This window comes from Heliomicrobium modesticaldum Ice1 (genome assembly GCF_000019165.1).
Taxonomy (GTDB): Bacteria; Bacillota; Desulfitobacteriia; order Heliobacteriales; family Heliobacteriaceae; genus Heliomicrobium; species Heliomicrobium modesticaldum.
In genome coordinates this window covers 21624-41723 of sequence record NC_010337.2, presented here as the reverse complement: position 1 = coordinate 41723, position 20100 = coordinate 21624, and the positions used below count along the sequence as shown (strand labels likewise).

Annotated in this window: 24 protein-coding genes; 18 read left to right on the top strand and 6 right to left on the bottom strand. The window is 50.6% G+C overall.

All coding sequences use genetic code 11. The features are described 5' to 3' along the window. Positions 1 to 22: 22 nt before the first annotated feature. From HM1_RS00215 to HM1_RS00200, 4 genes are all read left to right on the top strand, one after another. Complete coding sequence (locus HM1_RS00215) at positions 23 to 316, top strand: hypothetical protein (protein WP_012281224.1); 294 nt, start codon at positions 23 to 25, stop codon at positions 314 to 316. 33 nt (positions 317 to 349) lie between these two features. Then, positions 350 to 1747: a phage portal protein family protein gene (locus HM1_RS00210; protein ID WP_012281223.1), complete on the top strand. Its 1398-nt coding sequence runs from the start codon at positions 350 to 352 to the stop codon at positions 1745 to 1747. Between the two features lie 85 nt (positions 1748 to 1832). After that, entirely contained in the window at positions 1833 to 5144 is a 3312-nt protein-coding gene (locus HM1_RS00205) for a tape measure protein (protein WP_012281222.1), read from the top strand. Beyond that, the gene (locus HM1_RS00200; protein ID WP_018035429.1) at positions 5141 to 5644 is read left to right on the top strand and encodes an HK97 gp10 family phage protein; all 504 of its coding nucleotides are present in this window, start codon (positions 5141 to 5143) and stop codon (positions 5642 to 5644) included. Before HM1_RS00205 ends, HM1_RS00200 begins: the two co-directional genes overlap by 4 nt. A 365-nt stretch (positions 5645 to 6009) precedes the next feature. Here HM1_RS00200 and HM1_RS00195 read toward each other — a convergent pair whose 3' ends face one another. The 3 genes from HM1_RS00195 to HM1_RS14195 form a co-directional block, all read right to left on the bottom strand. Beyond that, positions 6010 to 6588, bottom strand: coding sequence for a hypothetical protein (locus tag HM1_RS00195; protein WP_041312987.1), 579 nt, complete (start codon positions 6586 to 6588; stop codon positions 6010 to 6012). Then, positions 6588 to 7064, bottom strand: coding sequence for a hypothetical protein (locus HM1_RS00190; RefSeq protein ID WP_012281221.1), 477 nt, complete (start codon positions 7062 to 7064; stop codon positions 6588 to 6590). Before HM1_RS00190 ends, HM1_RS00195 begins: the two co-directional genes overlap by 1 nt. A gap of 85 nt (positions 7065 to 7149) precedes the next feature. Further along, complete coding sequence (locus tag HM1_RS14195) at positions 7150 to 7485, bottom strand: DUF6431 domain-containing protein (RefSeq protein ID WP_012281220.1); 336 nt, start codon at positions 7483 to 7485, stop codon at positions 7150 to 7152. A gap of 159 nt (positions 7486 to 7644) precedes the next feature. Between HM1_RS14195 and HM1_RS00180 the strand changes: the two genes are divergently transcribed. Next, positions 7645 to 7914, top strand: coding sequence for a hypothetical protein (locus HM1_RS00180; protein WP_012281219.1), 270 nt, complete (start codon positions 7645 to 7647; stop codon positions 7912 to 7914). Between the two features lie 129 nt (positions 7915 to 8043). Here HM1_RS00180 and HM1_RS00175 read toward each other — a convergent pair whose 3' ends face one another. Next, positions 8044 to 8799, bottom strand: a complete 756-nt coding sequence (locus HM1_RS00175; protein WP_012281218.1) for a Fic family protein — start codon at positions 8797 to 8799, stop codon at positions 8044 to 8046. A 585-nt stretch (positions 8800 to 9384) separates the two neighbouring features. Between HM1_RS00175 and HM1_RS00165 the strand changes: the two genes are divergently transcribed. From HM1_RS00165 to HM1_RS00120, 12 genes are all read left to right on the top strand, one after another. Next, on the top strand, positions 9385 to 9579 hold the full coding sequence (locus tag HM1_RS00165; RefSeq protein ID WP_012281216.1) for a DUF3873 family protein: 195 nt from the start codon (positions 9385 to 9387) through the stop codon (positions 9577 to 9579). Further along, a complete protein-coding gene (locus HM1_RS00160) occupies positions 9576 to 9986 on the top strand; it encodes a hypothetical protein (RefSeq protein ID WP_012281215.1) in 411 nt (136 codons plus the stop codon). Before HM1_RS00165 ends, HM1_RS00160 begins: the two co-directional genes overlap by 4 nt. A 95-nt stretch (positions 9987 to 10081) precedes the next feature. Next, positions 10082 to 10324 (top strand): hypothetical protein, encoded by a 243-nt coding sequence (locus tag HM1_RS00155; protein ID WP_041312984.1) that lies wholly within the window; start codon positions 10082 to 10084, stop codon positions 10322 to 10324. Positions 10325 to 10475: 151 nt separating this feature from the next. Then, a complete protein-coding gene (locus HM1_RS00150; protein WP_012281214.1) occupies positions 10476 to 10799 on the top strand; it encodes a hypothetical protein in 324 nt (107 codons plus the stop codon). A 10-nt stretch (positions 10800 to 10809) separates the two neighbouring features. Further along, positions 10810 to 10965 carry a hypothetical protein gene (locus HM1_RS15630; protein ID WP_012281213.1) on the top strand — a complete coding sequence of 52 codons (156 nt, stop codon included), beginning with the start codon at positions 10810 to 10812 and terminating at the stop codon, positions 10963 to 10965. Positions 10966 to 11051: 86 nt separating this feature from the next. Then, on the top strand, positions 11052 to 11285 hold the full coding sequence (locus HM1_RS00145) for a hypothetical protein (RefSeq protein ID WP_041312981.1): 234 nt from the start codon (positions 11052 to 11054) through the stop codon (positions 11283 to 11285). Further along, entirely contained in the window at positions 11282 to 12256 is a 975-nt protein-coding gene (locus tag HM1_RS00140) for a DUF5131 family protein (protein ID WP_012281212.1), read from the top strand. Before HM1_RS00145 ends, HM1_RS00140 begins: the two co-directional genes overlap by 4 nt. 21 nt (positions 12257 to 12277) lie before the next feature. After that, on the top strand, positions 12278 to 12586 hold the full coding sequence (locus HM1_RS00135) for a hypothetical protein (protein WP_012281211.1): 309 nt from the start codon (positions 12278 to 12280) through the stop codon (positions 12584 to 12586). 12 nt (positions 12587 to 12598) lie between these two features. Then, positions 12599 to 12943, top strand: a complete 345-nt coding sequence (locus HM1_RS00130; protein ID WP_012281210.1) for a hypothetical protein — start codon at positions 12599 to 12601, stop codon at positions 12941 to 12943. A 367-nt stretch (positions 12944 to 13310) separates the two neighbouring features. Continuing rightward, positions 13311 to 13460 (top strand): hypothetical protein, encoded by a 150-nt coding sequence (locus HM1_RS15625; protein WP_012281209.1) that lies wholly within the window; start codon positions 13311 to 13313, stop codon positions 13458 to 13460. Positions 13461 to 13671: 211 nt separating this feature from the next. Beyond that, complete coding sequence (locus HM1_RS00125; protein WP_041312978.1) at positions 13672 to 14451, top strand: hypothetical protein; 780 nt, start codon at positions 13672 to 13674, stop codon at positions 14449 to 14451. 93 nt (positions 14452 to 14544) lie between these two features. After that, positions 14545 to 15888: an IS1380-like element ISHmo1 family transposase gene (locus HM1_RS00120; protein ID WP_012281207.1), complete on the top strand. Its 1344-nt coding sequence runs from the start codon at positions 14545 to 14547 to the stop codon at positions 15886 to 15888. Positions 15889 to 16116: 228 nt separating this feature from the next. On the opposite strand, the gene HM1_RS00115 is transcribed toward HM1_RS00120, so the two are convergent. Next, entirely contained in the window at positions 16117 to 16521 is a 405-nt protein-coding gene (locus HM1_RS00115; protein WP_012281206.1) for a hypothetical protein, read from the bottom strand. A gap of 234 nt (positions 16522 to 16755) precedes the next feature. Here HM1_RS00115 and HM1_RS16040 point away from each other — a divergent pair, with 234 nt between their 5' ends. Then, positions 16756 to 18069, top strand: coding sequence for a transposase (locus HM1_RS16040; RefSeq protein WP_012281205.1), 1314 nt, complete (start codon positions 16756 to 16758; stop codon positions 18067 to 18069). Between the two features lie 51 nt (positions 18070 to 18120). Here the strand turns inward: HM1_RS16040 and ltrA are convergent, their stop codons facing one another. After that, positions 18121 to 19548 (bottom strand): group II intron reverse transcriptase/maturase, encoded by a 1428-nt coding sequence (gene ltrA / locus HM1_RS00105; RefSeq protein ID WP_012281204.1) that lies wholly within the window; start codon positions 19546 to 19548, stop codon positions 18121 to 18123. Between the last annotated feature and the right edge of the window lie 552 nt (positions 19549 to 20100).

Genomic DNA, 20100 nt, shown 5'->3' with positions numbered 1-20100 from the left:
TTGGAAGGGAGGTGAGAAGCGAATGTCCAGCCTTTATAATGGGAAGTCACTGACTGATGTTATCGAGCGGCAAAAGGCTGAAGACAGGGAGTTATACCAGCGCCGCCAGGAGCTGCAACGCCAAGCAGATGAACGGGCCGCAGCGGCGCGGGAAGCAAACGAGAAATCGTCTTTTGAAAAAATCCTGGACAAGCAGGAATTAGCCAGGCAGCTGGTCGACAGCATTCAATCGGGGAACCCCAGGAATGAAGAGTACATGACCCAGGCGCTAAAGCAAATGTGTGACGTTCTCGATTTTCTGCTGAAAAGCAGATAAACTGGAAAAATTGGCGGGAAAGGAGGGGAGAATTTGCAAAGCAATAGCTTAAAAGAATTAGGTCGTATAGGACAGCGCCGCTACGGGGGATTTTTCTACGAAGAGTTTCTCAAGGATTTACAGGGCAGAAAAGGCATCGAGGTGTACAAGGAGATGAGCGAGAACGACGATGTTATCGGCGCCATCCTTTACGCCATAGAAATGCTTATCAGACAGGCAAGCTGGAGCGTGCAGCCGGGAGGCCCCACAGCCAAAGACCAAGAAGCAGCGGACTTTATTTATAGCTGCATGGACGACATGAGCGACACATGGACGGATACCATCTCTGAAATCCTGTCGTTTTTAACTTTTGGTTGGAGTGCTCACGAATTGGTCTACAAGCGGCGCTTAGGCAGGAACAGCGACCCGCGACTAAAGAGTAAGTACACTGATGGATTGATAGGGTGGCAAAAGTTACCCATCAGGGCGCAGGATACTCTCTGGGAGTGGTTATATGATGATAATGACAACCTTCTGGGAATGGCACAGATGCCGCCGCCCACTTTTGAGATAATCCAAATACCAATTGAAAAGCTGCTGCTTTTCAGGACGAAGAGCCGCAAGGGCAACCCTGAAGGGAGAAGCATCCTCCGCAACGCATACCGGAGCTGGTATTTCAAGCGCCGCATTCAAGAGATAGAGGGAATAGGCATCGAGCGCGACCTGGCTGGCTTTCCTGTTTTGAAGGCACCGGAAGGAATGAACATCTGGGACGAGGACGACCCGGACATGACCGCCATTCGCCTGCTGACAGAGAAAATCGTCCAGAACATCCGCCGCGACAGCATGGAAGGCTTGAGCCTCCCGGCAGGCTGGGAGCTACAGCTATTGAGCACCGGTGGCCGGCGCCAGTTCGATACCAACGCCATCATCGAGCGATACGATACCCGAATAGCCATGACTGTCCTTGCAGACTTCGTACTGCTTGGGCACCAGCAAGTGGGCAGCTTTGCCTTGAGCAGCGACAAGACCGAATTATTCTCAATGGCTGTAGGCGCTTACCTCGATATTATCTGCGAGGTTTTCAACAACCAGGCAATACCGACATTGATAGACCTTAACGGTGAGCATTTCAGCGGCATAACCGATTATCCCACCTTGGAGCACGGTGATATTGAGAGCGCGGACATTCAGGCGCTGGCGGCTTATATCAAGGACATGACCGGCGTGGGTGTCTTGGTGCCGGATGACCATCTGGAGGACTATGTAAGAGAGGCGGCGGGATTGCCGGAAAGACTGGACGAGGGCACAGACCCAAACCCAAGACAACCAAAGAGACAAAGCTCTAACGTAAAACCGGGGAAGGGGACATATTCGGACATCCCGGAAGAGTTAGAGGACGACGAGGAAGCGGTAAAAAAAGCGAAAGAGAGACTGGGGAGGTATGGTTAATGGGAATTTTTACAACGTCAGAGCACCGCCCTTCCTGGTTCTTAAAACTAAGTATCAAAAATGATTCAGAAAGGAGGAGAACACTATGGGAGAGACATTTAGAGTTGAAATCCCCATAAACGTCAGGGACAACACAGACCCTGGCATCTCCCAGGCCACGCGCAAGGTAAGCGCCTTTGACAGGGCGAACCAAAAGACGCAGGAACGCCTGGAGAAAATGAATAGAAGCAGATATCAGGTTATTCTTGAAGCCTTAGACAGAGCATCTAGCATTATAGGGCATGTCTCCACGAAGGCACGCAGCATCGCAGGGAGGACTTACAGCTTCACCATGAAAGTGGTTGATATGGCGACAGCTCCGCTTAAGTCCATATGGAACTTTGCGACCTCTCTTCAAGGCGTCATACTCGGGGGCAGCCTGACTGCTGTCGGATTTAAGGGTCTCCAATTGAGCGGTGAGATGGATAGAGCCAAAAAATCGATTGATTTCTTTACCGGTTCAGCGGAAGAGGGAACCAAAGCCTTTCAGGAGTTAGTTAACCAAGCCATCAAATCACCGCTTTATGAAGTGCCGTTTGTGGTTCAGACCGCCGGCCAATTACTTGCAGCCGGTAAAAATATCGAATTCGTCAAAAGGGCGCTAAAAGACTTTGAACAAACCGCATATTACACCGGAGCCAGCATGTCGCAGATTGAATTGGCTTTTTACGGATTTAAACAGATTTCGGCTGTCGGTACATTGCAGATGGAGGAGCTGCGGCAGGTAACAGAGAACTTAAACCTCCCGCTACAATGGGTTATAGAGGAACTGGGCCTGACGGGCAAGGCTGCAAAGAATCTCGGGGATGCCGCCATACCGGCAAACGAGGCTATGGAGGCCATTCTAAAAACCATGGAGAAGAGATTCCCGGCCAAAGATATGCAGGACGACCTTCTGGCCCTGGAATCTGCATTGAAGGAGACGGGCCGAATGTTCCTGTGGGCCTTTGGACGGGGGATGAGCGGGCCGGTGATGCGCATCATGCAAGATTTGTCTGCTCAACTTGACCCGACCGGCAAGAAGTTTAATAGCTTTGCAGGTTCGCTGGAATATGCAGGTAAGGTAGTAGGCGAAAAGCTGGAGCAAATTTATAAGGACGTCAAGGAATTCCTGGATAAGTTCAACCAGGGCGAGCTAAAGAATATGGGCCTGGGAGACAAACTTATTTACGGTATTGAGTACGGGCTGGACGAAGCGAGCAAATGGTTGCAAGGTGCGGGCGGTAAAAAGGTCGAGAAGGTCTTTGTTGAAATGGCCGAGATAGCGGGACGGGCATGGATGACAGCCCTGGGGGCAACCTTGAAAGGAGCCGGAAACGCAGCCAGGGAAGGCAATTGGAGTGGCGCTGCGGCGCTGGGCGGCATGGCCTGGATGCTTGGCGCAGGAACATTGCTTGGTATAGTCGGCAAAGGAGGAAAAGCCGCTATAGCCGGTGGCAAGGGCCTGTGGAAAACCGGAAAATGGTTATTCGGCAAAGGCTCGAAAGCCGCAGATGCTGCAGCAGATGCAGCCAAGGTCGCCGGTGCAGCTGCAGGAGCTGCTGATGATGTTGCTGATATAGCGAAAACAACCAAAAACCTTAAGGATGCGGCAGAATCATTTAGGGCGGCTGCAAACGCTTCGAAAGAGGCAGAGAAAGCCGTAAAGACCGCAGAAGCATTAAAGACTGCTAAACAGGCAGACCTTGAAAAGAGTGCGAGATTGCTGAAGGAGCTGAAAAAAGAAGCGGCCAAATTCGGGGACGATATACCCAAAGGATTGTCCGGTAAGATTATGGCTGCCGAGAAAGCGGTGGCAAAAGGCCGAGTTGATGTTAAAAAGGCGGCGTCGCACCTTGACGACATGGTAAACTTGAAAAATCTTAAAGCGATAGACTACGCAAACGCGAGAGAAGGGTTTGTTGTCGCAAAGGACGTCGCAAACGCAGCTAAAGTAGCGGACAAAGCAGGGGATGTGGCCGGCAAGACGGGCATATTCAGTAAAATTGCAGGATGGTTCGGTAAAAGCGGCGATGATGTCTTAAAAGCAGGGAGCAAAGCTGCAGGAAAAGGCATCAAGGGAATACCTGTATTGGGTACGCTTCTTGGTTTGGCAGCGAGCGGAGCGGTTGTTGCTTCTGCAGCGCCAGAAAACAGAGGAAGAGAAACTGCCGGGGAAGTAGGAAGCTGGTTAGGCGCCATAGGCGCTGGAGCTGGAGCCGGGGCATTGGTTGGCACCCTTGGAGGCGGGCCAATCGGAACCGCTGTCGGTGGCATTGTTGGCGGCATTGGAGGTGCCATAGGCGGAGAAGCATTCACCGAGTGGCTGTATGATCAGAAAGACGCAATAGCTTCAATGGGAGGAAAAGTAAAGACTGCAATTTCCGAGTTTGGGACAAAGGCGGGAGAATCCATCAGTAGATTTTTCACAGAAACAATACCAAACTTCGTGACAGAGCAGATACCTTATGCCATAGGCTATGCGACCGGTTCGATTGGGAAGTTTTTCACCGTAACGCTCCCGCAGGTATGGAACGACTTATGGACAGCTGTAGGGAACTTTTTCACCGAGACAATCCCCGCCTGGGCGAACGGGGCATACAACACGGCGGTAAACTTCTTCACCGTTTCAGTCCCGACGTTTTTCACTAATCTGTGGAATTCCGTGTATGGATTTTTCACGGAGACCTTACCTACATGGGCGACGGGGGCTTTCAACAAAGCAAACGAGTTCTTTACACAAAAAGTTCCTGAGTTTTTCACTGACCTGTGGAGCAGCGTGAGCACCTTTGTGACCGAAAAAATACCGGAATATGCAAAGGCATTAAAGGACAGTGTTATCGGGTGGTTCGGCAGCTTCAGGGATTGGGCAAGCAATATCTGGGACAAGGTAAAATCCAGTTTTTCAGCCGGATATGAAGCTGGTTCAAGCGGCGGCTCCAATGTTGCGAAACATGCATGGGGCGGCATCATGACGAAACCGCATATGGGCATTGTGGCCGAGGACGGAGCCGAGGGCATCATTCCATTAAGCCCAAGCAAGCGCGCAAGAGGTCTCGACCTTTGGTGGCGGACGGGAGAACTGCTGGGTGTGCGACCGTACGGAAACGGCGGGATTGCAGGTGATATTCCCACAGCGAGCGCCGTGCCGGTCAGCGTAGGAACCGGCAACGTGACCCAGTATATTCAGGCAAGGGTGGAAAAAGTCGAGGTACATCCCGCATTTCACATTGAGGGGGATAACCTCGATGAGGAGAACGTCGTGACCATCATAAAGGGACGCATCCGGGAGATGGCCGACGACATCGGCGACGAGCTCGCGGAACGACTGGCCCGTATTTTCGCAAATATGCCGGTGAAGGGAGGGGCCGGGGCTTGAAAATTGACACAACAGAAGCTATAAAAAGCGCAGTAGATGATGCGGTACAAAAAATAACATGGGAAGTAAAATCAAGGGCCTTCAGAGCATCCAACGAGCTCCGCAACGCAGCGCTCACTGTCCTGCGAGGACAACGAAGCGGCAGGGTTTATAAAAAGCCTGGCACATATGGCAAGAGAATGACCAAACAGACAAAAGCATTGCTCAATGACTACGGTCATAACTTGCGGGGCGGGCAGCTGTACCGAGCTTCTGCACCAGGAGAGCCGCCGGCGGTGCGCAGCGGCAACCTGCGCCAAAGCTGGAGGCCAAGAACCGAGTCTGAAAAAACGGGAAGCGGTCTGACCGTAAGGTCGGCAATTACCACCGATGTGAAGTATGCGCCATGGCTTAATGATGGTACAAAAGACGGACGAATAGCCCCTCGCCCGTTCGAGGAGCCTATCATCGAGAGGGCAAAGCCACGCATCAGGCGCATTTTCAAAGAACCGTACAGATAGAGCTTCAGCTAAGTTTTGAACGGCAAACTCATAGGGCGGAACCCCATCCGCTCTATTATTTTTACCCAGGACTTTAAGCAAAAAGCCGCTCCTTTTTGCTGGGGCAGAAACAGGGCAAAAGCAGGGCAGGAAAAACACCCCTCCCTGGACGCCCTGTGCGGCGCGTACAAGCCGATATTGTTGCTGGTAGGGTAATTACAAGGGCAAAAGAAAACACGCCAAAATGGAGCAAATGTGGAGGCTATCTGTGGCCGCTTTATAGATTACCTGGTAGGAAGCAAAAAACACAGTAGGGGGGATTCCCATCTGTGTTTTTTATGCATTAAATCCTCACAATAACAGAAAAAAAAGGGGGGGAGACCACCTTATGCGGCATCCGTTACCTGGATATTGAAGTATAGCGTACCTGTGTATGTGCCGGAGCTTACATTTAGTCCTAAAGTCAAAGGGTTGAGCCTCAAAAAGCCGCCGTAAGACGGGCTGGTACTACCGGCGTTAAATTTGGCAACCGGCCTACCCCGAAGCTCCTGCATGGAATCTACGTACACCATGTCACTTAATGCGCTGTCTGTGTAAGCCATGACGCGGCATCGGATGGATTCCTCGTTTGATTCTCCTTTATTTTTATATAGGTTAAAGTAGCCGCTGGCATCGTATGACTTGTCCCAATCAACACTAACTACAAGTATCTTCCCGGCAGCAATATTATTTTTTGTTACCGTTATTGGTATAACTTCCAGGTTTTCATTGGTTACGGTCGCTGGAATATTTATGGTATAGGTCGTGGTGTCTCCCGTTCCCCCGCCGCCCGTTCCTCCGCCGTTAGGGGCCGTATATTCGTAAGATACCGTCATACTGCCTGTAGTCACGTCTTCAGCGTAGACCGTCGCGGGTAGCGCCAACATGGCTATAGTTAAAATTAATGCCATAAATTTTCTTTTCATCAAACCACCTCCAATGTGAATTTTGTATCAGCGCCATTCATCGGCGCCTTGTCCTTGGTAGAGTAGCAGGAATACCGCAGTACGGCCCCCTTGTAGGTACCTGCCTTCAGTGGTTGCGATAGCCTAATGGCGTCTGTTTTTTGTCCAGGCTCAATCAGGCCAGAGCGGTAAACTTCGGTACCGTCAGGCAAAATTATAGAAATTACGAAATAACAGGGATTCCCCGCTGGATTATGTAATTCTACATTCTGCACGATATCTCCCGCCTTCATCACCAGCTGGGCGTAGCCTGGAATGGCTATCGTTTTTGGAATTTCGACAGGTGTCGTTTCCACCGTAGCCGCTGTAGAGTTTCTTGCGCCGGTGTCCGGCATGGAATCTCGCCCCGCCAGATTTGTGCCTATCAAGACACCACTAAGCGCAATAACAGCGGTAATAAGCGACACGGCGGCCATAGTTATGATGTTGTTTTTCATATAGACCGTATCCCCCCTTTCTGCTTTTGTGCAGATATAATAATAGCGGTGTTTTTCAGCGGGATAAAGGCAAACCGGGTGGGTATTATTTTTTCTTCCATCGTCGGATTGTCGAGTCGTCCGCCGGGCAGGAATCAGAGTGGCCGGCCAATACGTCCATAATCAACTGGGCCTCATAATGCTTTTTTGGCTGCATGAAGTCGGGAAGTTCGATGTGCAGCTTACCGCAGCCAGGGCATCTGAGGCGACGCAGCAGGAACCAGCGGACTGCCCCGGAGCTGTCGATTACATGTCGCTTTTTTGTATCATACCCGGAGAGCAGCAGGCCACACTGCGGACAAACCGGCGCCTCCATATTTCGGATTCTATAAACGCTCCGGGCTTCGTCATACTCCACTGTGTAACGGGTGGCGGTAATCATGGGCAAGCCACCTCCTTGCTCGATGAACGTCAAGATTGACGCCAGCGCTCTCGGAGCGGCGGCCCAAAAGCCAGGAAATTACCCACCCAGTACGCCTTAACCATCGGCGACCCGGCGCGGTACCATGGACTCAAACCATAACGGAAAGGGGAGAGCACGATGAAATACGGCAGACTTGTGGCAACCCGAGGCATTGCGGAAGAAATGGAGAGCGACCTGGCATTTGCTCGGGAGATTGCTGCAGCCTTTGGCAGATACCAGCGGCACGATTGGGGCGACCTCTGCCAAGAGGATAAGACCCTAAACGACCAGGCGGTTGAAAGCGGAGACCGGGTAATGGCTGCGTACCTGACCAGCAAGGGGAAAATCTGGATTATAACCGAATGGGACAGGTCAGCGACGACGATTCTATTCCCCAGTGAGTATTAAACGCCGGCGCCAGATTGCAGGCGCCTTCGTGCAGAATATAATAACAAAAGCCGCCACGAGCCAAGCGGGCCCAGGACGGCTTTAATGAAGAAAGAGCGGGATTCCTGTGTTGGGATACCCGCTCTCGTTTTATGACAGCTCGGGAAACGGAATGTGCAGCAGCCGCATGATTTCCTTCTGCGTTTCATACACCCGCTCGGCAATGAATTCACAGAACGGCTCAGACTTACCCTTGTTCTGATACTGCCGGATGGTGTCGTTATATTCTGGCCGGAGCACAGGAGGAATAATTGCCAACTGATAACCGTCTTGTATCAGCGCCAAATTCATGATAAGACGGCTTGTTCTGCCGTTGCCATCAATGAACGGGTGGATTGACACAAACTTCAGGTGCAGCAGCGCGGCAAAGGTTACGGGATGGTAATTTTTCCGCTCGGCCTTTACCCATTTCTCCAGCTTCCGCATTTGTCCATCAATTTCCTGTGGCCGGGGGAAGACATACTCGGTACCGGAGACGATAACGCTTTCCTTCCTCCATGTGCCAGCGTTTGCCTCGTCAATGCTTTTGTAGAACAGGCGATGCATGGTTTTAATGTCCTCCACAGTTATGCGCCGCTCCCCAATCAGGGTAAACATGAAATCATAGGCTTGGCCGTGGCCCACCGTCTCATAGAAATCCCGGAGCGGCCTGCCCCCGATGGTTAGACCGTCCTCAAGCACCACCTTTGTCTCGCTGATGGTGAGGGTATTCCCCTCGATGGCATTACTCGACCATGTGAGCCCGATGCGGTAATAGTCTTTCAACTGCTTCAGCATATGCCCCTCGAAGGGGCGAACCTCGCTGATAGCCTTGTGGCAGCGGTCGATTTTTTCATATATGGTCACCGGCTATCACCGCCTTTTTCCTCTCGACACGAGGTAATAATCCCGCTGGTTATAATTGTGCCATTTTCCGTACCGCACCAAGGGCAGTTTATGCTTTCGCGGTCTTTTCCGCCCGGATAACCGGCATTCGAAATAGATATGCCGAAATTTTTACCGCAAGCTGTGCACGTGTAAGAACTTTTCTCCACCTTCATAAGATAATCCCCCTTCAGTATGTGACCTTTTCGCCGGAAGGCGTAATAAAGGCCCCCTCATATCGGCAACCAGCGGCCTCCGCAATTTGCTTCAATTCGTCGACTGTAAAACTCTCCCGTTTCATTTTCTGGCTGAAAGCTTGCGGGCTTTTCCCTGATATTCGTCCGAGTTCGGAAACGCTTATCCCGAGTTTGACACACAGTATTTTAAGCTGTTCGGATACTGACATATCACCACTCCTTCCAATATTCTCATTATAAACGAAACCATTTAGTAAATCAACGATAATATTTCTCTTTTATTGAGAAACGTTAAAAAATGAATTGACTGCATAAACATTAATGTTTATATTATAAACAAGAGCATATACAATGAACAGGAGGAAGTATAATGTTAAATCCAAGAAACCTGGCCAACGGCCAAGAGCAGTATGAAACCTTCAAGAGCAACATCACCAGGAAGACGGCAGTTCAATACGACTACCGGCACACAGATGGAGAATTGTTCTCCTGCGTTAAACCCACCCTGGAAGCCTGCAGGCAAGCGAAGGAAAACTGGATAGCCAAGAAGGAGGCACAGCAATGATAGCCACGAAGGAACAGGAACGCAAGACTTTGGAGAAAATCAAGCAGATGGTCGACGAACTCGGCGAAAACAGCTACCTGGCCGCAGCCTTTACCGGTGCATTCGAGCTCGCAGAACAGAACATCGAGAACGACTGGGGCATCACCACACAGGAATACATCGACCGGGCCATCAAGGCCGACGAGAACGAGAATAGAGCCAAGAAGGAACTTGCCGCAGTCAAGGCGGAGTTGGAAGGTGTACGGAGCGCTCACCGGGGCACCACAAAGGCGCTGGAAGAAACCTGCGAAAGAGCCAAAAGGTACGCTTACGAGATAGACAGCCTGAAGGAAGCCATGAAGGCGGCCAAGCTTGAGATTACCACACTAAAGGCCAAGCTTTACGACTACATGACGGCGGCGAGTTAAGACCGCCGGTGCCCGCAAAGCCTGCCGCCTCCACGCGGCGCGGGTGGATAACCAACCAGGAGCAGGCAAAACACAGGAAAGGATGGTCATACGAAATGTCAATCGACGCAACAAAGGTTTACTCCCTGGAATCTTATGACGGCGGAACAATCTCCGCAGCCGAAGCAGCAGAGGAAGGCATCAGAACTGACGGATTGAAACTTGCCACGATTGAAGCTTGCAAGGCTCAAATAGTAGAAGGAAATCTCGGTAATGCATATGGCGGCCCGATTGAAGTCTTAGAAGGAGTTTTTGAGTTCGACTTTGACACTGGAGAATATATACAACTCCCCGCCTGAATGAGAGCCTGGAGGGGCCAGGCCGAAACCTACCGGCATATGCCGGGATGGTCGCGGGAACCCGCCGCCAGAGGGGGAAAGATGGCGCCTCTTTTATATAAATTGTTCTTTGATAACCAAGCAGATAAATCAAGAACGAGGAGGAGTGACCATGAAAAGCATTGAGGAACGGCACCAGGAAGACCTTGCGCATGGCCGGATGGTTTGGGTTCGGTTCCCCGATAGGCCGATGTGCCGCCACCTGACCATGACAGAGTTCGAGGAGGCGAAGAAGGAATTCAACCGGAAGGCAATCGAAGTCCAAAAGGAAACCGGCGCCGACTGCGTGATATACGCAACCAAGACATACAATGAGGACGGCAGCATAAGAACTGCCGGACTGGACATCATCCCGCTTGATAGAGAGGAATACGACCGGCGTGTCCAGAGCCTGGGGAGTAAGGACGAGATGGTCTACACGGTTTATAAGAGATAGGAGGCGCACTATGACAAACGGAGCAGCAATCGGCTACATGATCAGGGCGGCGAAGAAAGCCGCCCTTGACGAAAAGACTATCCGGCTCCTCGAAGCATTGATGCTGGAGCAAATGGACTTTCACACCGAGGAAGAGGCCGAGCAGACATACCGAAGTTTTTATTGAGATGGACAAATACACTCGCGCCGACAGCCAGGAAACAAATCGACCGGCTCCAAGGCGGCAGTGAAAAACAGGGAGGATAGATAAGCATGGCAGAAATAATTAATTTTCCAGCAAAAACAAAGCAACCCAAGCTCCGGTATTTCATCACGATAGATGAGGATGAAACACCGGCATACGCAAGCAGAGAACTGGCTGCAGGAGTTATAGGAGTTATAATCACCGCCAGGACACCAGAGGAGGCGGAAACGCTCCGCAAAGAGGGAGCCGCAATAGCAAAGCAGGGCCAGCGGCATGCGGCCACAGGAGGAACCCCAAGATGATGAACAAGAGCGAGATAGAATACTGCGACTTCTCATGGAATCCGGTCACCGGGTGTCGGACAGGGTGCGAATACTGCTACGCCGCTAAACAGGCAAAGCGCTTCTCCGGGGATGTGAGAATAAACCGAGGTTCTGGTCAACTTCAGAGGGACGAGAATGGCCTCTACATCCTGGAGAAGCCCTTCAAAAATCAGAGCGGCAAAGTGATACCATGCCCGGTCGGATTTGTGCCGACACTTCACAGGTACCGGCTGGCCTCACCAAAGCAGAAAAAGAAAGCGGCAAACATCCTCACCTGCAGCCTGTCCGACCTGATGGCGCCATGGATACCCGAAAAGTGGATTATTGAGGTATTTGAGGCATGCGAGGCAGCACCATGGCACAATTACCTCTTCTTGACGAGATATCCGGAAAGGTATGAACAGATGAGCTCCGCCGGCCAACTCCCCCGCTCCAGAAACTTCTGGTACGGGACGACCGTCACCAGGAGCGCCGACCTCGACCGGATAGTATACCTCCCCCGGAAGCAGCATAACCAATTCATCAGCATAGAGCCGGTCATGGAGGCGATAGACATCGAAGACCTCACATTCATGGATTGGATTATCGTCGGAGCCGAGACCGGCAGCAGGAGAGGCAAGGTGAAGCCGAAGCGGGAATGGATAGAGGCAATCGTCCAGACGGCACGAGCCGCCGGAATCCCGGTGATGATGAAGCACAGCAAGGAGATGGAGGAAATCTGGGGCGAGGAATTAATTCAAGAGCTTCCTGCGGCATTAAGCCGGCCAGAGGACAAGCCAATCCCCCACTGCAGCGACTGCGAGCACCACAGGGCCACAGAGCGCCACTACGACAGCGTGAAGGCCACCATGATGATGAACCACACATGTGAGCATGGCAAGACCCCCCAGCGCGTCCCAGGACGATATGCGAGAACATCGCCGCCCTGGTGCCCGCTCCGGAGTGAATAATCAAACGAGGAGGCATGAAGGATGAAAAAGACCATTTATCAGTTAGCCTGCTTCCTGCAGGAAGAGAACGACACCTACGCCATATCCACGGAGGACTTCAAGGAGGACACGGAGTTGGCGCAGGAGGAAATCCTGAACCTGCTGACCGTGAAAATCGGAAAGAGCGCCGCAGAGGACAAGCTCAACATTTTCAAGACTGCGATGTACGACCAGGGCTATATCGACGGTCTCCGGGTGGGTGCCCAGCTGGCAAGAATGCTCGCTGGAGAGACCGATACCATCAAAATCACAGAGAAACACGACCCAACCACAAATCAGCTTCAAAGATAGGAGGATGAGAACATGAACACAGCAAGAATTTCCCCGACCTTTACCAAGGAGATGGAGCAGATACGAAGCATGAAGCCCCAGTTTTTCGACAGAGAGAGCCTCGGCTACCTTCCGCCGCTGGCCCGGCTGTTATTTTTAGGGCTTTACTGCAGGGTTGATAAAGAAGGGCGGCTACAGGACAAACCCAGAACGATTAAAAAGGCAATCCTGGGATACGATGATGTGACCGCCGGCCAGGTAGATGGTATGCTGCAGGAGCTTCACAATGCTGGTCTTATCATCCGGTACCAGGCAAAGGGCAGCAGCTTCATCCAGGTGGTGGATTTCGGCGCGGCAAGTAACCAATTTACTGATTGATAGAACTGTGGGATAATAAATTAAGTACCGAGCAGGCTTTCAAATAGGGCACCAAAAGGCTACCCAAAGGCTCCCGCGAATGAGACGCCCAAAGGACACAAACAGAGCACAATTAGGCCACCGCGAATCAAGGTGCTTTCACGATACCCCACGTTTATTTTGAAGAGGAAGAAGGTGCCAGACCATAAACAGACGTGCAGTTTATTTTTATACGCTCCCAGGCGAGACCGCGTGCGCCGGACTGGCCCTCGACGTACATGTTCACGGAGAGACGCTCCGATTTGACGATACCATCAGAGGCCACGAAATACCCGGCAAGGTCACAGCGGAAGACGAGAATGGATTCATTTTCACGTCCACAGGATACATGCCGGGCGAATGGCGGTTTGATGTGCTGACGATTGAGGAGTTCCGGCGGGAGCATTATAAGATGGTCGGGGGAGGAGAAATCCTGGCGGCCAAAATAAAAACGACGGACGACCTCCACGAATGGTATCGGAAGGAATTCGGATTTTAAGGCGGAGTTTGGGCTCCGCCTTTCACTCTTGAAGGAGAGAATATGATAAAAGCACCAGACTTGTATCATACAAGCACAGTGCAAGTAGCATAAAAGCACGTTGACAATTTCCCCCTTGAACCTTTTACCGGTCGCTCTCGGGTTGATTGAAAAAAACCAATTTTGTGATAATATCGGTGTAAAACACAGAGACGGAAGGGAGGGATAAGAATTGATAGCAACGATTTTTGGCATAATTATGCTGGTATCCATAGCCGCAGTATTATGGTGCGCCATAATGCTCATATTAAGGGTATTGGGAAAGAGTAAATTCAGACATACCGGCAAAATACTCACTGCGGCAATCGTCATAGGCATTGCTTCTTTCGTCATTATAGGAATTACATATGAACCCAAAACAGCAATTCATACGAACAGCGTAAAAAAAGAAGACCAAAAACCAACAACCCCAGCTACGGTATCGCTTGAACCTAAAATTGCAGAAAGCGAGAATGGCGCTGGAACCGAGACAAAAGTCGCAGGGGATGAATCGGCTAAAGATATCCCTAGTCAAAGCAAAGCTCCTGCACAAAGCAATGCACCTATAATCACGCCGGAGCAGCCAGAACCACCAGCAAAACCTGATTATGAGGCCATGTTGGAGGATTTAAAAACCAAAGTCCTATCCAACGTAAAAGAAGCAGTAAATGGCAAGTTTGATTCAGAAAAAAAGCCCGCCGTTATATTCGATCCTTTTTCAGGAATTGTGTCAATAGAGGCGCGAGCTGCAGATAATTTTACAAAATCGTGGATTAGAAAAGGGATAGCTTATGATATTGCGAATACATTGCAGGCAATATCACTCGACGAAAAAGGGTTTAACTATGTGTCTGACAGGAAAAGTGCTCCTGTTTATGGCATCGAAAAAGTGATTTTTGTAATCACATTTCCCATGATAGATGCATACGGAAAAGAATCGGAAGGCACTATTCCTGAATCAGTGACAGGATAAAAAGTAAATAGTCGAAATTCAGCGCATTTCCCCGTATAATAGAGATAAACGAGTTTAATCGGAGTGATTTAAACTCACCGACGGGGTGAATGCATGACCATGAAGAAGTTCATTATCGAGCAATCGAATGAGGAGCTTACACCGGTAACTGGATTGGCGCTCGTGGGCGCCTTGTTAAGAAAGACTTCATTGAAATTGCGATTGGATAAGTTCACTGTGCCCACTTGTTTGACACCAGATATAAGCCACGGAACTGTTGCTCTGAGCTACCTGGGCCTTCTCTGTCAGGGAAAGAATGACTTCGATGCGATTGAGCTGGCTCGTGGAGATGACTTTTTTCGATACGCCATGGGCGTCGACATCGTACCCTCCAGTCCCACGTTACGACAACGATTTGAAAAGGTTGTTGAGACGGATTTGAAATGGAACGACATCATTATGGAAGAATCTGCTCGTCTCATCAAAAAAGCAAAAGCTCCCCTGACACCTGTTCGGGTCGGCGCTACAGACTATCTGACGGTAGACGTAGATGTGACGCCATTGGATAATTCCGGTTCCAAAAAAGAGGGGGTGACGCGCACCTACAAAGGTCATGATGGCTTTGCGCCCATACTGGCCTACCTCGGTCAGGAAGGCTACTGCATAAACGTTGAGCTGCGTCCGGGCAAAGATCATAGCCAGAAAGGAACGCCCCAGTTCTTAACAAAGAGCATCAATTACGCACGCCAGTGCGGAGCTGAGAAGCTTCTGGTACGCATGGATTCCGGCTTTGACAGCGTCGATAACATACGTGTCCTCCGCGCAGAGAATGTTGACTACATAATCAAACGCAACCTTCGCCAAGAAACTCCCGAAATGTGGAGGGACATCGCCCTTAAAAATGGGCAGGCCCGAATTGTTCGGGAAGGAAAAGTGGAGTATATGGGCAGTGTAATGTGGAAGGTCGGCAATATGGAACAACGTGAACGGGTGGTTTTCCATGTCGTGGAACGAACCATCTTGTCCAATGGGCAGCAATTGCTGCTTCCAGAGTTAGAAGTGGCCACGTACTGGACGTCGTTACCCGTCTCGCCGGAAGAATTGATCCATTTGCAAAGAGATCACGGAACCAGCGAGCAATTCCATAGCGAGTTAAAAACGGACCTTGATTTGGAACGACTGCCTAGTGGAAAATTTAAGGTCAATGATCTGGTCTTTCATTTCGGTGCGCTTGCCTATAACCTGCTTCGCATCGTTGGTCAAATGAGCTTACACCATCCGGATTCTCCCCTAAAGAGAAAGGCCCATACGCAGCGCCGCCGGATACGCACGGTACTTCAAAATGTGATCACCATTGCGTCTCGATTGGTGAGACATGCCAGACAAGTGAAGCTCCGGCTCGGGGCGCATAGTCCCTGGTACGCAACGTTTAAGGATCTCTATCTTGCTTTTTCGTAAACGGCAAGAATTTCCTAAAAAATCAAATTCATTCGATGGGATAGACCTTTGGATGTAAAATGTGTCAAAGGTTAGCTTTGCTATACGCTTTTATGGATCTCGTTTCTTGACGGCACCACCTTCTTTGATAAGGCGACGTGTTCAAATGGCTATCTAAGGAAATTGGATTAAATTCTTGTAATACGAATTACTTTTTGTGGAAAATCATTGGGGTACTGCCAAGTCGACTCACGGATTCAGGATAATATAGTTAACTGCAAACAAGTTATAGGTCAATTGCGTTTCCTTTTTGTCTAATAAGTTGCTAACAAATATTTGATCGCCGTAATTTTGATCATCCCCAATTCTTTTAGTAAAATAAACCAGCTGATCTTTTTTGTCACAATACCCTAAAGGGTATTGTGAGGTATAGTCAAATTCAAAAACTTTTTTAATTTCCTTTGAAGGACAATCAAGCGTTAATATCTGGGTTGTGATTTTGTCACTGGTATTATCTGTATTATAATCAGAATACGTAATCGAAATATACTCTGCCGTTGGGGCGGATGAACTGTTCTTAATAGAAAAATAAAAGGGTAAAGCACCGATTATTGCTACAATTGCCGCAATATAAATGAAATTTGGCTTAACCAATATTATCCCCCTGTCTTGTTATTATAATTCATGCAGAACCCACGCATCTTTAATAAAAAAGTCTGCTAATCCCCTGTCTGAGGCGCTGTTGGAGAATTGTCATGAAAACGCGACAATTCCCACGGGAAAATGGATGTAATTAGATTAATTTCCAGAAAATTTTAAAGGATTCCCGTTACCTTTGTCGAAGTGAGTGGTTGCAAAGCAAAACACTGAACAAAGGGGGAATCCTCAGTGCAAAGCGTAGCACAGCCACTCGAAGAAGTCCAGAAAATTTTTTGTAGAACACCTGGTGGAAAAAAAGCGGGCCGACTAATTCAACATTTTACGCAGTACGCCTCAAAGGTATATGGCTTTTCGCAGATGGTCCGTCAAGCAAAGGATGGTCGCAAACAACCCCGTATCAAAGCCCCAGCCATTTTTACCGTCGCTTTTTTTGGCGCCTTTTTCTGTATGGAGAGTATGGAGCGGATGGACCGTTGGCGAAAAACCGGGGTATTCCGTCAATTGGTTCCCAAAAACATTCGATTGCCATCACATGATACGGTGCGACAAGCCTTGATGAAATGGGATCTAAGAGAGCAACGAAAGCAGCATAACTGTGTGATCCAGCGATATAAGGAGCAACGCGGCCCGCAGAAGGAAAGCATCAATGGTTGGCGAGTGACTGCCATCGATGGCGTGGAGTTATTCCACACCAAGGCCTATCGTTGTCCCGAATGCCTTACGCGCGAACACCGCGACAAAACCACCGACTATTATCATGCGGTCGTAGTCGCCCAACAGGTTGGCGGTAGCGCGAACCTGATTTATGACTGGGAAATGCGAAAACCTCAGGATGGGGTGGACAAGGATGAAGGAGAAACCACCGTCGCCCAACGATTGATCCGACGTATGGCCGAGACCTATGGAAAAATAACGGATGTATACACGTTAGACGCGCTGTTTGCCAAAGCACCCGTCATTCATGCCGCTCTGGATGCAGGCGCTCATGTAGTTGTTCGCATGAAAGAAGAACGTCGACGGATAATGAAAGAGGCAAATGCCTGCTTTGCGAACCGGCTTCCGGACTCCACTTGGGAAGAAAGAGATGGAAAAGGGAATACCGTTTACGTTCAAGCTTGGGACGAAGAGGGATTGGCACAATGGCCGCAAGTTCGCGTGCCCATGCGAATCGTAAAAATCATTCGTCATACCAACAAGACAGTCATCGAAGCAAACAAAGAAGTCTTTGTCACTGATGTGGTGGAGCGCTGGATAGCAACCACATGCTCATCCGAAAAAGCGGATACCCAGACGATCGCACAAATTGCCGCCGCTCGTTGGGATATTGAGAATATTGGATTTCGCAACCTTAAGACGTTCAACGCCTTGGACCACTGCTTCGTGCACGATTCGGTGGCGATCAAAGCGATGATCGGATTTCAAGTGCTGGCTTTTAATCTTAAGCGATTGTTTTCCTTTCACCACCTTCCTGCCTCTTCTCGTAATCGAGATGTGCCGCTTCGATATCTCATTGATGAGATGCGATCGAGTAGGAGGGGGTGATTAACCCCCGTCCTCTCACACCACCGTACGTACCGTTCGGTATACGGCGGTTCATGCTGGTTGACGATGAGATTGGTATGTTTCGACTAAACTGACTAAGCCCTGTTCCCGCCAGTAGGCGAGGCCAAGGGCTTTATTCATTTGCGGGGTCAAGGACAGACGCCAATATCCTTTTCGTGAGCCGCTGATGTTGCATGCCCATTCCTCCGGGATCCCCAACGCCACTAAGTTTCGTCTTCGTGTCTTCGGGCGCTTCCATTGCTTGAGCAGGCACATCCGCAGTCGTCGGCGAAGCCACTCATCCAACTCTTTAAGTACGCTTGGCGTGTCAATGAGTCGAAAGTAGCCCATCCAGCCTTTCAGGTATTGGTTGAGGGTGACCAGTCGGTCCTCCATCGCAATGCTTCGGTTCCGCCCAGTGAACTGGCGGATCTTCTCTTTCACCCGTTTCACCGTTTGGGGGGCGAGCCGAATCTTTGCTGCCTTATGCCACGTAAATGAAAACCCCAGAAACTTTCGGTTCCAGGGTCGGTCGACTGCGCTTTTCTCCCAGTTGACCTGCAGTTTTAACCGCCCCTCCAGAAACTTTGCCATACCCTCCATCACTCGTTGCCCTGCCCGTCGACTGCGGACGTAGACGTTACAGTCGTCGGCGTACCGGCAGAAGCGATGTCCCCGGCTTTCCAGTGCCTTATCCAAATCATCCAGGATGATGTTCGCCAGCAAAGGGCTGAGTGGACCTCCCTGGGGTGTTCCTTCCTCGCTCTTCACACGAATCCCGTTGAGCATGACCCCGGCCTTGAGGTATTCTCGGATCAACTTCAAGATTCGTTTGTCCTTCACCTTGCGCGCTACGCGCGCCATGAGAATGTCGTGATTGACGCGATCAAAGAACTGGGCCAGGTCCATGTCAACCACCCATCGGTAGCCGTCGGCGATGTATTCCTTCGCTTTCTTCACCGCTTGGTGCGCACTCTTTCCCGGACGAAATCCGTAGCTGTTCGTGGAAAAGTCAGGGTCGAAGATCGGCATCAGGATCTGGTTCAGGGCCTGTTGGATCAGTCGATCGACGACAGTGGGAATGCCCAGCTTCCGTGTTCCGCCTTGGGGTTTGGGAATTTCAACCCGCCGGACCGGTTGCGGTCGATAGGTCCCCTCCAACAATTCCTGTTTAATGCGCGACCATTCCTCTTTTAGGTACGGGCGCAGGGATTCTAGCCCCATACCGTCGATTCCGGCCGCGCCTTTGTTGGCCATGACTCGCTTATACGCTTCCGTCATGTTCCCTCGTTCGACGACTTTCTCCATCAGGTCATACGTCTCTTCGCGGGGTTGCTTCGCTTCTTGTGCCGGTAACGCGCTCGGCACTCCACCGGTCCCCTGCGGATTCACCGCTTCCTCCCGTTGGCAGTTCCCTTTCGGGATATTCGGCTGTCTCTGCGCGTCACGCGAACGCATCGTCGCTTCCCCTTCCATCATGTTCGGTCCTTCATCTGGCCGGACGTCGGGCCAGCCTACTATGACCTCTGCTGACTCCTGCCGGTTCAGCCACGCCTTTCGGCGTGGTTTCCCAAGTTACTTGGTCCCCCGGCAGGCCTCCCCGGGTAAGAACGTTGCCTTTCCCTCCATCTACCCGCCCCATTTACTCTCGGCAGCCTTCGGTGACAAGGACTTCGCTTTGTTCGGCAAGCTCATCCAACTGCCGCTAGCCTCACCTGGGGTTCGTGGTCCTCGGGCCGGAGGTTTGCCGCTGGCTTCCTTCAGATTCCGCCTCGCGGCGGACACCCTTGCCTTAAGCTAACGCCTACTGCCACCTTCGGCGTTCGGGACTTCCACCCTAGAGACAACGCCCATGCCGGGCGCACCGAAGCGACGAGGTGGGTATCTTTACATCTATATTGTTTGGTCTGGGAGTGGGGCTTATCTACTGCCTAGCTGACCAAGGGTGAAAGGGTGGGATTGCCTATCGAAGCACTGGTATAAACAAGGTGTTTTTTTCCATAAACTTGCGTAGGACAAATGCAACTATCG

Excerpts from the sequence above, each read along its gene's own strand:
- HM1_RS00160 (WP_012281215.1), top strand. The coding sequence starts at position 9,576 with ATGATAGCCACGAAGGAACAGGAACGCAAGACTTTGGAGAAAATCAAG.
- HM1_RS00120 (WP_012281207.1), top strand. The coding sequence starts at position 14,545 with ATGACCATGAAGAAGTTCATTATCGAGCAATCGAATGAGGAGCTTACA.
- HM1_RS15630 (WP_012281213.1), top strand. The coding sequence starts at position 10,810 with ATGACAAACGGAGCAGCAATCGGCTACATGATCAGGGCGGCGAAGAAA.
- HM1_RS00205 (WP_012281222.1), top strand. The coding sequence starts at position 1,833 with ATGGGAGAGACATTTAGAGTTGAAATCCCCATAAACGTCAGGGACAAC.
- HM1_RS00190 (WP_012281221.1), bottom strand. The coding sequence starts at position 7,064 with ATGAAAAACAACATCATAACTATGGCCGCCGTGTCGCTTATTACCGCT.
- HM1_RS15625 (WP_012281209.1), top strand. The coding sequence starts at position 13,311 with ATGCCGGGCGAATGGCGGTTTGATGTGCTGACGATTGAGGAGTTCCGG.
- HM1_RS00130 (WP_012281210.1), top strand. The coding sequence starts at position 12,599 with ATGAACACAGCAAGAATTTCCCCGACCTTTACCAAGGAGATGGAGCAG.
- HM1_RS00135 (WP_012281211.1), top strand. The coding sequence starts at position 12,278 with ATGAAAAAGACCATTTATCAGTTAGCCTGCTTCCTGCAGGAAGAGAAC.
- HM1_RS14195 (WP_012281220.1), bottom strand. The coding sequence starts at position 7,485 with ATGATTACCGCCACCCGTTACACAGTGGAGTATGACGAAGCCCGGAGC.
- HM1_RS00140 (WP_012281212.1), top strand. The coding sequence starts at position 11,282 with ATGATGAACAAGAGCGAGATAGAATACTGCGACTTCTCATGGAATCCG.
- HM1_RS00195 (WP_041312987.1), bottom strand. The coding sequence starts at position 6,588 with ATGAAAAGAAAATTTATGGCATTAATTTTAACTATAGCCATGTTGGCG.
- HM1_RS00155 (WP_041312984.1), top strand. The coding sequence starts at position 10,082 with ATGTCAATCGACGCAACAAAGGTTTACTCCCTGGAATCTTATGACGGC.
- ltrA (WP_012281204.1), bottom strand. The coding sequence starts at position 19,548 with ATGATGGAAGGGGAAGCGACGATGCGTTCGCGTGACGCGCAGAGACAG.
- HM1_RS00215 (WP_012281224.1), top strand. The coding sequence starts at position 23 with ATGTCCAGCCTTTATAATGGGAAGTCACTGACTGATGTTATCGAGCGG.
- HM1_RS00150 (WP_012281214.1), top strand. The coding sequence starts at position 10,476 with ATGAAAAGCATTGAGGAACGGCACCAGGAAGACCTTGCGCATGGCCGG.
- HM1_RS00180 (WP_012281219.1), top strand. The coding sequence starts at position 7,645 with ATGAAATACGGCAGACTTGTGGCAACCCGAGGCATTGCGGAAGAAATG.
- HM1_RS00165 (WP_012281216.1), top strand. The coding sequence starts at position 9,385 with ATGTTAAATCCAAGAAACCTGGCCAACGGCCAAGAGCAGTATGAAACC.
- HM1_RS00145 (WP_041312981.1), top strand. The coding sequence starts at position 11,052 with ATGGCAGAAATAATTAATTTTCCAGCAAAAACAAAGCAACCCAAGCTC.